Below are 13,364 nucleotides of genomic sequence, written 5' to 3' on the forward strand. Positions count from 1 at the left end.
GTCTTTCAGGACGAGACAAACCTTAAAATGGTCACTGATTCCTGTTTAAATTGACCACTGAGAATGAAATCAAAAAAGATGTCAAAGATCGTTTTTTGAGATTATAAAATAATCGTTAGATTAATTTCTATCAGAACCCAAAGTTCCATCCCCAGTTAATCCATCTATTCATCCCCCAGGTTCCTACTTCTATTACTTTTTGATACTTAGAAAAAAAAGCCGAAAATAAGATAATTGCCACTATTATTGCAAAAATATAAAGCTTCTTTTTTTTCATAAATTATTGAGATTTTATTATAAATTTAGTGTAAAATTTAGTGCAAGCAAATATGAGTGACATTACTTTTAGTTTTTCCTTTTGGGAAATCCTCTTCTTTCTTATTGGTTCAGCTTGGTATATCAGTTTACCAATTTCTATTCTTTTAGGATGGTTAGCTTTGAATCGAAAATTTAAAATTATCTGGCGAATATTTTCTGGCCTAGGCTGTGTTACCCTTTTTGTTGTTGTATTTTATTTTCTCTATTGTTTCGGTTTCTAGCAATTTGGCCTAGTGACCATATAGCTGCTAAAACGGCAACTTTTTTTGAATGTATCCATTTCTTACCTACTTATCCAATTTCACATCTTCTATTGTAATTGACTTCTATTATCATTTCATGATTTGATAATTGGGAATAAAATCCTGATTCTCTTACTTCTTTTTTTAATTTATCAATTTCTTCTTTCTCTGATTTATTTTTGCAGAGTGAATTTTATTTGTATCGTTTTTTGAGATTTATAAGCCTTGTTTGTAGTTTGCTCTTTTTCGATTGTTTATGTTATTAGGTATTTTGCATTGTATAACACATTGTCTTTGTTGTAGGTTCTATAAAAATGTATAAATTTCCATCACACCAAAAGTTTAATTTTTCGAAATATTCTTCCATCCCTTTTGTTGGCTCAACGTTGCTAAATGTCGCTTCAATATCACTAAAACTTCCTAATTGATACAAAAATCTTATAGATTTTCCACTTTTCGGACATTTTGGAATTTCCGCTTCTTGTAGCCAATCTGGTTGGCCACAAATTCCTATATTTTCAAATTCGTCAATTTCTTCTTTTTCCTCTAAACTTACTTTAACTCCTTCCCAAATAATTTTTGAGTTTTTTGTATTTGTCCACGTAGTTCCGGGAGGAGCGTCCAATAGTTCATCTATAAATGCTTGTGATACCATTCCGTTGGGATCAAACAAATTGATCGGGTTATTCATCACGTAAGCATAAGGAGAATGAGAATAATAACTTTCCGCTAATTGGTCTATACTATTCCATCTGGCAATATCCGGCATATATTCTCTCCAGCCGTAGCTGTACATTCCGGTTTCCTGCAGTTCCTTGCCGTTGTATTTGTTGCTTTTATAGCTGCCCTGGGCAAAATAGGAAATCCCCGTTTTTAAATGATTCATCCCGAATGGGTAGTAATCATTGGAATCTGTAATCTCAAGAGCTCCTGTGCTGTTTCTTACGGAAGAAACCCTTACATTTCCAAGCTGGTCTATGTATTGGTAAATATTTTATACCCCCAATAATAAATTCAAAAACATTTCTGGATTAAAGTTCTCTTTAGAATGCAAATCAATCATTTTAAAATGTAAAAACCTCACAAAAGTGAGGTTTTGGTATATTAGCTTTAAATTATAAACTTTGTTTTTCATTAAAAATTTAATTGTTAATACTATTGAATGCTGACAAATTAAAAAAACATTCCTTTATCTTTTATCCTCCCCATAAATTTTTTTAAGTTTTTCAATTTGCTGAACTTTCTGTAAAGAATCTTCTCTATTTTCTTTTGCCACAATTTCTGGAGCATAAGGCCCTATTTGATCGCGCTTTGCACGTTGATCCATGTAATATACTGAATATATGATATTAGCGATTACAAGAATAATACCTATCCATACTATTAGTTTAAATTTATTGTTTTTTTCTTTTGGAAGTTCATCAAATTCACTTATATATTTTTTGTATGAACTATTATGTTCAAAAACAAAATAATTAAATATAACTATCATCAACATTATTAGTAAATAAAGTTCTTTTCTTAAATTAAGATCAAAGTAATAAATAAAAGAAAAACAAAAGATTAATCCTAGAAAATCTAATGAGATACTAGCTACAAAATTATAAGAAAAAAGAGTTGGTGACTTTTCTGCATTCTTATAAAGAATATAATATATATAATAATATATTTTTTTTATTTTATACATATTTGTAATTAAAATTTAATTGCTGAATTACTAAAAAGTGGATGCCCTGTCATTTCTTGTTCGTATGCTTCAGTTCTTGCAGCAGTTTCAGATGCCCCAACCCAGCCACCTGGATAGAAATTATCAACTCCAAAGTATAAAGTCCCGATTATAGCTCCTGGAACACCACCTTTCAACCCAACATAGCCCATTATAGTATTCAATCCAGCCTTACTAGGAGGTACTGCATTAGATGAGCTTGGATCTTTATAGTAGGTTTTCACTCCCAAGGCATCCATTGCCAAACCAGCTCCAAAAGAAACTTTACCTAATAAACTTCCAATTTTTCCAAAATTATACGTAGTAATTCTGGCACGGCTTCCTCCAGTCCATGCACTAGAATAATATTTAGGACTCCAAACATTTCCATTATAAACTCCATTAGTAAGTCTAAATGAACCTTCTATATATCCCCCAGCTGTAGCAGAAGTTCCAAATAACCAATTTGCTTTACTTCCTGTACTATACCAACTATTTGGTGTTGTATTAGAGGAATTCAAATCCAGCTTCCCAGAATATCCTACTATCCCTTGCAAGTTTTGGTAATTCTGTCCTCCTGAATTAGCATATCCACTGGCAGGTGCACCGTTTGTCCAATAGGTATAACTAAGCACGCCGTTTGTTACAGTACCGTAGTGGGAATTAAAGTTACCCGCAAAGTCTACAGTAGATCCTATTCCATATCCTGCTGTTAAACCGGCAGTTCCTCCTGTATACACAAAATGTCCTCCGCCTCCACCTGAGCCTGAGCCACTATTTGTCCAATAAGAATTTGTCCATCGGGGGTATTATTCCACGTCTCTTGTAACCATGCGGGAGCATCTTGTAGCCAAGCCTCATTTTTTCTGCCATCCGGATCAAACATATTGATGGGGTTGTTCATTACATAAGCATATGGGCTTGTCGAAAAATATTTTTCCGCTAACTGGTCTATACCATTCCATCTGGCAATATCCGGCATATATTCTCTCCAGCCGTAGCTGTACATTCCGGTTTCCTGCAGTTCCTTGCCGTCGTACTTATTGCTTTTATAGCTGCCTTGGGCAAAATAGGAAATCCCGGTTTTTAAATAATTCATCCCAAATGGGTAGTAATCATTGGAATCTGTAATCTCAAGAGCTCCTGTGCTGTTTCTTCCGTAAGAAACTCTTACATTTCCCAGGTGGTCTATGTATTGGTAAATATAAATATTTCATAACACCCAATAATAAACTTAAAAACATTTCTGTATTAGAGTTCTGTTTAAAATGATAAAACCTCACTTTTTGTGAGGTTTTATCATATAGCTCAAAGTTATAAACTTTGCACAGCTAAGAGGTTCATAAAAAATGCTATTACTTCGACTTTTCTATCTATTTTAATTATCATAAAAAATTATTCCCAGAATAATACTGTAGTCTTCGCTACTAAATATAGAACAACCTTTCTTATTTCCTTCAATATAGGATAATCGTATATTTTCTAAGTCTGAATTTTTCATCTCTGCTACAACCTCAGCTAATCCTTCAAAATAATCCCCCCGATAAATACTAAAATCTAATCGGTCATTATAAATGTCATATAAATGTTCTCTGGTTTGAACGAAAGAGTCTAAAATACTTTTTTTTGATTTTAGACTATTTAAATAATCTTTAAGCTGTATATCATCTTTAAGATTATAAATTTCATTAATTATTATATCTTCCATAACTATTATTTAATATATGGTGTCCAAGTTCCACCATTCCATGGTTTAATTATTTTAGCTCCAACTACAGGACCAAATACTTGTACCTCACCTTCACCATGTCTATCATAAAAAGAAAGTCTGCTTATAGGAAATGATTGTTTTAAAATCACTCCTCCGGGACCTCTTCTGGATGCCGAATAATTTGCTACATGAATATTTGTCGACCAAGAAAGTGTACATACTATTATTTAATCCAAAATTATGTTCTTCAGCGGTACGTGGCCCTCCCCAAGGAATAGCCATTCCTCTATATGCATTTGCTAAATCTGGGTATATTAGCTCAAAGTTATAAACTTTGCGCAGCTAGGCTATAACCTAATTGGTAAATCTGGTAATTTAAAATCATTTCGATAACTTATAATTAAGTTGTCTCCACCTAGCCCCTTTATGCAGCTAAAATTTGCATAGTGATTAATTAATAATTTTTCATTCCCTATATCATGAAACCTATTCTTTTTTTGAAAGGTTATATAATCAAAAAAATTAAATTTTTCAGTTGGAATAAAAAAAGTGCAACTGTAAAAATATTTCCAAACATCAAAAAGAAAGTTATATGTATGATCATTTATGTTAATTCTGCCAACACTATCAAAGCGAGAACTATCAAGTTCTTTAAGTATAATATATTCTCCATAGTCCTTAAAACTTTCAAGTATCCTAACTTTAAGTTTTTTAAGTTCTTTCTTGTCAGTTAAGTTCTCTTCCCTGCGGAAAGCAAAAAAAAGAGTATTACTATCAGAAAACAAACATTTATATATTCTTTTTAAACGAATTAAATCCTCAAATATATCTAAGTCAAAATCTTCAATAGAAAGAAGATTTATATCTTTATTTAAAACACTATTATTGATTTCCATTTATATTATTTTATAGGTTGCCCCCAACGAAATGGATTTACACTTCTATGAGGAGAATTAGTATATCCCCAATAATTTGTATGAAAATGTAAAGTTTTACCTCTATTTAATGATGGTAATCCATGATAATCTAATCTAAATTTTTTGTTGGTTGAAGATACATATGAAAATATTGTACCTCCACCAACACTTGGATTAGAATATAAAAGCTCTACTCTTCCAATTTTAAATCCATATCCCCCTCTAAATGCAAAAGGATTTATTTGAGATGCTTCTTTTAATATTATTGCTTCAGCAGCTTTTTCTGTTAAGTAACCTGCAGCATATGAGTAATCATTTGCTGTATAATTAGGAACGTTACGAGTAACATCTATTAAGCTATTAATCGTTTTTACTGTTCCATATGCTCCTAAAGTAAAAGTATTAGCTAGCCCATCCCAATAACTTTCACCGTAAAATTGTCCTTTAATATAATTCCAAGATGACTGAGCCCCTCCTAAAAAACCATCAAAATAACTATCAATCAAAGTTGTATTTCCATACTTCTCCATATGACTTCTAAACTGATCTGCCCAACCGGATTTATCACCTGCAAAAACAATTGGAGGCAGCGCATATGTTCCATCTCCCATGGTAAAGGAGCCTCCATATCCTACAGAAGAACTATAAGCAAGACTTCCGCCTCCACTACCCTTAGGTCCTCCGTCATAGCTTGTAAAACTCCCGTTATCATTAAACCAATAAGAATTGGTTCCGTCTGGTGTGGCATTCCACATCGCTGCTGTAACGGCTTCCATAGTTAGCCTACCATCTGGATCAAAAAAGTTTACTGGATTATTTAGCACATACGCATAAGGAGAATGAGAATAATAACTTTCTGCTAACTGATCTATGCCATTCCATCTGGCAATATCAGGCATATATTCTCTCCAGCCATAGCTGTACATTCCGGTTTCCTGTAATTCTTTACCGTTGTATTTATTGCTTTTATAGCTGCCCTGTGCAAAATAGGAATTCCCCGTTTTTAAATGATTCATCCCAAATGGGTAGTAATCATTGGAATCTGTAATCTCAAGAGCTCCTGTGCTGTTTCTTCCGTAAGAAACCCTTACATTTCCCAGCTGGTCTATGTATTGGTAAATATACTGATCTTTTGCATAATCATAAAATCCTTCTGCGGTAGCAAAAAACTGGAGATCCGGAGTTTTAGGAGCAACCCTTCTTGTTTCATCAATTGAAAAAGCTTCCGGCTCCATGGCCCTGCCGGATAAAGAAAACATCTCTATGCCGGTGCCTCCCCCTGTATCTACATTTTCAGTGGTCAGATACTGAAAGCCATCCAGGTAATCTGTCGTTTTTTTGGTAGTAGTAGATCCTACAACTCCTGTTATACTGGTACTGCTTTCTTTTCTTAATTTTGTTCCGTCTGCCCTGTATAAGGTCTTTACCGCAACAAGTTCATTACTGTTTTTGGTCATGAGCATTTCAGCGGGAAGATCAAGGAAATTATATTTAACAGACTGTATTCCTTTATCCAGCATGGTGAGCATATTTCCATTCACATCATAAGTGATGGGGCCTCCACCCCCTTCATAGCCGGCAAAATTTTGAGAATCATCAGTAATCTTTATCGCCTGATTCCCTGAATAGGTATAGCTTAGATTGTCTATCACCGTTGCGGTATTGCTTCCGGATGCTATTACCGAAGTCCTGTACAGGCTATTGATATTCCCATTCAGGTCATAGTCTAAAGATTCCGTATTCTCTTTACTGTAAGGATTATTCGGGTTTTGGTAATATCCTGCCTGAATCCTGTTCATACTGTCATATGAATACCCATATCTTTTTGGGGTCAGGGATGGATTTACCCCTACTGTTTCTACAGCTCTCCAGTCGATCTCCGCAATGCTTCCGTCGTATCTCGGAGTCACATTCTTTCCTGAGAACTGAACAGGATCAGGATTATCAATCCCTTCTTTTTGATGGTATTTGATTCTGTAAGCAAATAACTTCCCTCCAAGATCAGCTAGTCCCATCTGGTTTTTATTAATGTCTGTCAGCCAGCCACGGACATTATAGGTATAATCAATACTCTGCAGATTGTTTCCTACTTTTTTGTTGATCAGTTGGGAAAGCTCATTATAGGTGTTTTCTGTCAGCAGTTCCTCCGGCTTAGTGTTGACCTGATGATAATGCTGTTTAAGCCTTTTCTGGGCATCATAGATGAACCGTTCTTTAATGGTTACCCCCGGTTCATTTGCTTTACGGGCATGATAGGTAATGGTTTTTTGCGGTGTTCCGGAAAAATCCAGTTCAGCTTCTGTTTGCGTAAATCCCCCTAAATGATTTTTACCATAGGTCCCAATTATTCTTCCCAGCGTATCATACCAGATAAATGCTGACGACCAGCTGTCATTCTCTACATTCTTGGTATAGCTTGCAGTAGGAAGTGTTTTTGTGCTTCTCACTGAGCTTAATCCGTTAGAAACACTGGTCGTTGGAACAGATCCTAAAGTAGCCTGATTCTGTATTTGTACCGGTTGAGCTGGTGATCCTACAGGATATTCATCATAATAATCAACACTCAAAATCGTCATGCTTTCTGTTGGAAAAGCTGTCTTTGTATAGTAAATATCCATCCCGTTAAGGGTAAATGGAGTGGTACTTGGAGCTTCATTATTGTTGGCATTAGCAGACATATTATTCAATGCAGCCTGCATTGCAGCTCTTTCTGCTGTACTGGCAAAGAATCCCGTATAGACTGTTCTTCCAAATTTATCATACTTAGTAAACAGCCAGCCTCTTTTGGTGAAATTATTGCCTGTCGTTCTCAGATTAGCATCCTGAGAAAGCACAACGCGGCCCTGCTGATCATATACCAGGTATTCCCAGCCCCTTCCGGGAAGTTTCTTTTCTACAACCCTGTGGTATTTGTCATATTTATACTGGTAGCAGAGCTGGTCCTGTAAAGCTGGAGTTAATGCTGAGACTGAGGCTTTCGGGGGAATCACCAGCGAAAGGTTGCCAAATTCATCATATACATAATAGGTATCTACATTTTCTGTCGTTCCATTGGCTTTTTTGTTAATCTTTCGCGATAGCAGAGTTTGTTTCCCTGAATTAGTAAATACCTGGGTTTCGTTATTATTCTCATCCCTGGTAACCGTTTTATACAATGTATTGGCATTATAATACCCGTTGGTGGTATACGCGTCATTGGGAGCTGTAATGATAGAGACATCATTGATTTGAGCCGATGCATTCCAACTGGTTACTGCTTTATATCTTTTAACCTCACCCGTATTATTGGATAGATACTCTAACTTTTGGGTATGGGTGCCGTTCATCTGCCACTCAGTTCCTGGAGCGGCTGCTTTTACCGCTCTGGATAAAGGTGACTGCTCATACTGAATTTCTGAATAGGCATTGGGAACTCCATAATAGGCATTTATTGAACTTTCTCCTATGCCCGGAATATAAGCTCCATTTTGACTATCTACTGGCTGAGGCATAAAATCTTTGGTCTTCCTGCCTGACTGATCATACATAACCAGAACGGCTACATCTTTGCCATTGGGAGATGCTTTAATGGCAATACTTTGGGTAGTTCTTCCCAATCCGTCAAAATACTGGACTCCCTGAATCTGTGCAGCACCAGGCTGTTCTGAGGTAACAGGTTCCAAATAGGTCCTGCTGTATATATAATTTTCTGTAGTTGTTAAACTTTGCGCATGAAACAGAGCCACAACAAGAAAAGGTATGATTGATATTATTTTTTTCATAGCTGATTAATTGTAATAAATTATTATAGCTGCGGCTTTGTATTGTATTTATAATCCTTAATAATATTTCCGTTAACATCCACTACTGAAGTTAATTTCCCGTTTTTATCATATTTATAAATCTCCCTTAGCCCATTGGCAGGAGTTATGGTTGTTGCACCTATCAGCGGGTCATAGGTATATGTGGTAATCATAAAATTCTTTAATGCAGGATTAGTCCTGAAATTGTCTAATGCATTGAGAAGAATACTTTCTGAAGAAGCATCTACATCTGCATTGGACTTTAGAATAATATCGTCTGCCAGCGTTCCGATATCGGAAAGTTTGGCCCCTTCTATTTTTGCAATGGGAAAGTTTTGATAATACCCCCATATAATAACACTTGGAGTTCCGGTACCTGCCGTAGCATCATAATTTGAAGTCAGTTGTTTTACATTTCCTTTGGAATCATATTCATCATATTTAACAGCAACTTTGTTACTGCTGTCATTAGGATTAACAGTGACTACAGAAGACGGATATAAATTGTCTGAATTTTCATATTTTACCAGCGTGTTTGAAACCAGTTTTCCATTGTTTTTAATTTCTGTTTTTACAGGAACCCCTGTCATAAAAGCATTTTCTAAACGTTGATATTCCGAACCAACAGCAGAGTAGGTGACCAACTTTTCTACTACATTTCCATCTGATGAAGTTTCCTTAACAGTGGCTGCTTTGAAATTAGCAGGATTAAACGCTGTCTCAACTGTATTCTCTATAAATCTGTTAGTCCCTGTATAATCTTTTGTAATGACTTTGGTATTTTTGATATAGGCATTTTTTGTAACGGCTCCATCAAGGAATATTTCCGGCAATTGATCCAATGTTTCAAAAGTAAAATCATAGTTAGTAGCAGATACCAACTGATTCTGATTATTAAAAACTTCTTTCTTCTCCATTACTCCTGATTTGGTTAAATTGTAATACGGCCAGAAGCTAGTACTGAGACCATTAGAAGTATATGGAGTTTTGGGATAGGCGTCCGGTGTTTTAAAATAATAGTTTACATATCCATTATTTTCACTGTCCGTTACTTTTACATTTTTATATAATACAAAAGGATAAAGCGTAGCGGATATACTTTCCATTTCAGGGTAAAAAACATATCCACTGATACTGAGGGGATCATTGAACACATTATAATCATAAGCTATTGTTTTTTGCAGGGTGCCGGTATACTCTGAGTTATAATATTTAATATCTTTAATACGAGCTCCCAGTTTATAATTGCTTGTACTAGCATTTCTGAAAGGAGGTGGGATTGTTTTTATATCCGAGAACTTAATATCTCCGTGCCCACCAGTACCGGATATTTTTAAAGTATGTGTTCCAGGATACAAATTAAAAGCTCTTAATGACGATGTAGTACCCTCAAGATCTGCCGGATCATTATAACTGGAACAAGTGTTATCATTTACTACCTGATCATCTATCGTATAATTCATAAAGGAATCATCTACTCCGGTTGAGAAAACAGGTTTATATTTGATAGCATCTAAGTAAACATATATTTTTTTCAGTACCCCAGGTTCTCCTGTAACCTGAAAGGTATAGTTATTTGTCTGTTTGGTATTAATAGCCATCTCTGCCATTAGATCAGTATGTTGTATACTGATATCTGTAAAACTGTCAGGAGTAACATAGCCGGGATAATTTTTATTTACATAAGATTCATTAACTTCATAATTGTATTTTATCATTCCTCCTGTTGGCATCACCATCGTAGAAAGTGAATGTACCTTATATGATCTAAGATCAGCCCCAGTCACACAGAGTCCATAGCCATTTTGAAGTAAGGTGTATAAAGTATAATCGTAAAACAGTTTAGTAGTTTCCAATGGCACCCCTGCAGGATTTAACAGATTAATTTTGTTAATACCTATAAGCGTCCTCTTGCTTACTTCTTCATTCATGCTCATACTGGAATATCCCTCCATTGTGTATTTAAAACCATATTGCGAAACTATATTCCCGCTATTATTTTTAAGCGAAACTTTGGCAATACTATATGGGTCATTCAATGTGTTTTCCAGAGCCTGGTCATAATTATAATCCAAAGTAATAGATCCCAATCCCGGAGATAAAATATCCTTCAATTTGCATGACTGATATAAAAGTAAATTGCTTCCGGGCTTTATTTTATTGTCTTTCTGATAATTAAAAGACAAAAGCTGAACATTAGCAGCATTTTTAATTTCAGTCAGGTAAAAAGCTGATTTATATAAAGTACCATCCAACAAAGTACTTTTGGAAAATCTACTCTGACTGTAGTCATTGAAGATATATTTGTAACCATTATCATCAGTTATGGTAAAAGAGTTAATTATTAAAGTGGCATTATTAGTGTTTCTTGTATATTCAATTTTAATATTGTTGGGAACAAGATTCACCACTTTAAAAGTATTATCACTTATATTTCTTTCTATTTTGAATTTTCCTGATATCCCCGGAAGATTGTAATAATACATATCATCAAACTTATTCTTTTTATAATGTGCCCAGCTGGCATCATCATACATTTCATCAAGTCCACTAACTATTTCTCTTGAAATGGTTCCTCCCGCAAACATCGTCCATCCTAAACCAATTTCACCGCCTGCCTGTGACTCTCCCATATTTGCCTGATGAAACTGCAACAATAAATTGGCAGAAACACTTTTATCATTCGTAGGAAGACCGAATAACGGGAATTTAATATCTGGTATTCCCGTAGCTAAAGATACTGGTGTTTCCGTATAAGTAGGTAATGAAGATACTGAGGGAACTGGTCGTGGCAGATCTCCAAAATTAATATCTCCCTGTTGAGCATTTACGATAATGGACATCATAAAATTTATGATTATCCCTTTCATTAAAATAGAGTTCCTTCTCATTATATTATTTTTTAATCAGTTTAGCATTCGCTGTTTTATTTGTATCCGTTTTTATGGTCACCAGATAAGCACCCTGAACAAGCGCTTGTGTATTGATTTTGGTAACATTGTTTTTAGTTTTTATATTCTGAAGCTGTCTTCCGCTCATGTCGTACAGCATAATGTCAGCTTCCTTAAAGTCAAAGCCTATTTCTACATAAGCATAATCTGAAACCGGATTCGGATAAATCTTGATGTCATACTTTTCTATTAACTGATCAATCTGTTTATCTCCCAGCTTCACAATCTTCCAGTTCTCTTTTCCTAATTCCTCCGCGCTCGTTCCGGCCAGAACGATAGAACCGTCTCTGTTAAGTTTCAAATCTGAAAGTCTCTCTTCTCTTTTTCTGGATTCTCCATTTACATGTTTTCGCCACTGCTCATTGCCGTTGCCGTCAAGATAGAGCATCCAAAAGGTTTCATCATCCTTCTCTATTCTTCCTTCCGCCTGAGTATACCCTCCCAGCAATATTCCTTTGGTGGCATCCTGATTCTTGGCTCTCGGCTCTTGGTTCTTGATTCTTGATTCTTGACTCTGTATCACATTCATCCCCATCAGAATATCCCTGTTCTTGAAATTATAGGATTTCTGCCAGATCTCTTCACCTCTTTCATTCAGTGAGATCAGCCAAAGGTCTGTACCTTCTTCAATACCTACTGATTTATTTCCTGATCTTTCGGATCTGGATTCTCCTCCGATAATGAAACCGTTTGAAGTTAAAGCCAGGGTTCTGATATGGTCATCCCCTTTTCCTCCAAAGTTCTTTTCCCATTCTAGTTTTCCGTTTTTATCTAGTTTGACGATCCAGTAGTCGCCTTCACCGAAGTTGGTGCTGGCTTTTGGCTTTTGGCTGATGGCCATTGAGACAGATGATCTTTCAGTCGAAGGTTTAGTATTAGGATTCCCAACCTCGGAACTCCTCGAATAGATCCCTAATAATGCTCCACCGTCTTTCGTTGGTATCATTTTTTCCACTTCGTCTAATCCTCTTCCTCCCAGAATAAGCTGAGACAATTCTTTTCCGTCTTTATCGAGTCTGGTGATCCAGACATCTTTTGAACCGTAACCTTTGGATGAATTTTGAATATTTCCGGCCACAAAAAATCCTAAATCTGTGGTTTGAATGACAGCTTTGGCTTCTTCATCTGAAGATGTCCCCAAGGTTTTTTGCCACAGTTCATCGCCAAATTCATTCAACCTGATCAGCCAGATATCCGATCCTCCTTTGGAATCTTCTTTTTTATCCAGTCCTTTGCTTGAATACGTGGTTCCTGAAACCAGAAATCCACCGTCCTGGGTGGTTACCGCTGCGGATAAATAATCGTGGCTTTGTCCGGCAATATATTTCTCCCAAACCTGCTCTCCCTGTTGGTTGAGTTTTACTAAATGGAAATCGTAGCCGTTGTTTTGCTTTTGGCTACCAGTAGCTGGCGACTGGCTTTTAGCCTGAATAGAGCTTCCGGTGATAAGATATTGCTGATCAATAGTGGTGATTACCTGATTGAGAAAATCCTGAGTGGAAGATTTGATGTCTTTCTGCCAGATCACTTCCTGGGCAGAAAGGCCCAAGATGGTGCATAAAGTCAATGCACTCATGTAGAGTTTTTTCATGGATTGTGTAATTATTATTATTTTAATTCGATTGCAAAAGTATTACTTTTACCTCACTGTGAAAAGATTTATTTTATCATATTGATTGTGAAATTTATTACAATACAATACTTTACTGTTTTATGTCTGCAAGATATAGTCTCAAAG

General features: G+C 35.7%; 9 protein-coding genes. All 9 read right to left on the bottom strand.

From position 1 onward, the window contains the following. Positions 1-822 precede the first annotated feature (822 nt). Positions 823-1,446 (bottom strand): RHS repeat domain-containing protein, encoded by a 624-nt coding sequence (locus MP477_RS03750; RefSeq protein WP_373567400.1) that lies wholly within the window; start codon positions 1,444-1,446, stop codon positions 823-825. A 303-nt stretch (positions 1,447-1,749) separates the two neighbouring features. Continuing rightward, the gene (locus MP477_RS03755) at positions 1,750-2,247 is read right to left on the bottom strand and encodes a hypothetical protein (RefSeq protein WP_047486171.1); all 498 of its coding nucleotides are present in this window, start codon (positions 2,245-2,247) and stop codon (positions 1,750-1,752) included. An 8-nt stretch (positions 2,248-2,255) separates the two neighbouring features. Further along, entirely contained in the window at positions 2,256-3,005 is a 750-nt protein-coding gene (locus MP477_RS03760; RefSeq protein WP_257189198.1) for a hypothetical protein, read from the bottom strand. Beyond that, positions 2,978-3,475 (bottom strand): RHS repeat domain-containing protein, encoded by a 498-nt coding sequence (locus MP477_RS03765; RefSeq protein WP_373567405.1) that lies wholly within the window; start codon positions 3,473-3,475, stop codon positions 2,978-2,980. The genes MP477_RS03760 and MP477_RS03765 overlap by 28 nt, the downstream gene beginning before the upstream one ends. A gap of 168 nt (positions 3,476-3,643) precedes the next feature. Then, the gene (locus MP477_RS03770; RefSeq protein WP_257189199.1) at positions 3,644-3,973 is read right to left on the bottom strand and encodes a hypothetical protein; all 330 of its coding nucleotides are present in this window, start codon (positions 3,971-3,973) and stop codon (positions 3,644-3,646) included. Between the two features lie 350 nt (positions 3,974-4,323). Continuing rightward, on the bottom strand, positions 4,324-4,872 hold the full coding sequence (locus MP477_RS03775) for a hypothetical protein (RefSeq protein WP_257189200.1): 549 nt from the start codon (positions 4,870-4,872) through the stop codon (positions 4,324-4,326). Between the two features lie 5 nt (positions 4,873-4,877). Further along, positions 4,878-8,654: an RHS repeat-associated core domain-containing protein gene (locus MP477_RS03780; protein WP_257189201.1), complete on the bottom strand. Its 3,777-nt coding sequence runs from the start codon at positions 8,652-8,654 to the stop codon at positions 4,878-4,880. Positions 8,655-8,677: 23 nt separating this feature from the next. Next, complete coding sequence (locus MP477_RS03785; protein WP_257189202.1) at positions 8,678-11,566, bottom strand: hypothetical protein; 2,889 nt, start codon at positions 11,564-11,566, stop codon at positions 8,678-8,680. A gap of 4 nt (positions 11,567-11,570) precedes the next feature. Continuing rightward, the gene (locus MP477_RS03790; RefSeq protein ID WP_257189203.1) at positions 11,571-13,217 is read right to left on the bottom strand and encodes a T9SS type A sorting domain-containing protein; all 1,647 of its coding nucleotides are present in this window, start codon (positions 13,215-13,217) and stop codon (positions 11,571-11,573) included. Positions 13,218-13,364 lie beyond the last annotated feature (147 nt).

This window comes from Chryseobacterium sp. WG23, assembly GCF_024586575.1.
Lineage (GTDB): Bacteria > Bacteroidota > Bacteroidia > Flavobacteriales > Weeksellaceae > Chryseobacterium.

Bases quoted from the DNA above. Each gene is read 5' to 3' on its own strand.
- MP477_RS03750 (WP_373567400.1), bottom strand. From the start codon at position 1,446: ATGAATCATTTAAAAACGGGGATTTCCTATTTTGCCCAGGGCAGCTAT.
- MP477_RS03755 (WP_047486171.1), bottom strand. From the start codon at position 2,247: ATGTATAAAATAAAAAAAATATATTATTATATATATTATATTCTTTAT.
- MP477_RS03770 (WP_257189199.1), bottom strand. From the start codon at position 3,973: ATGGAAGATATAATAATTAATGAAATTTATAATCTTAAAGATGATATA.
- MP477_RS03775 (WP_257189200.1), bottom strand. From the start codon at position 4,872: ATGGAAATCAATAATAGTGTTTTAAATAAAGATATAAATCTTCTTTCT.
- MP477_RS03780 (WP_257189201.1), bottom strand. From the start codon at position 8,654: ATGAAAAAAATAATATCAATCATACCTTTTCTTGTTGTGGCTCTGTTT.
- MP477_RS03785 (WP_257189202.1), bottom strand. From the start codon at position 11,566: ATGAGAAGGAACTCTATTTTAATGAAAGGGATAATCATAAATTTTATG.
- MP477_RS03790 (WP_257189203.1), bottom strand. From the start codon at position 13,217: ATGAAAAAACTCTACATGAGTGCATTGACTTTATGCACCATCTTGGGC.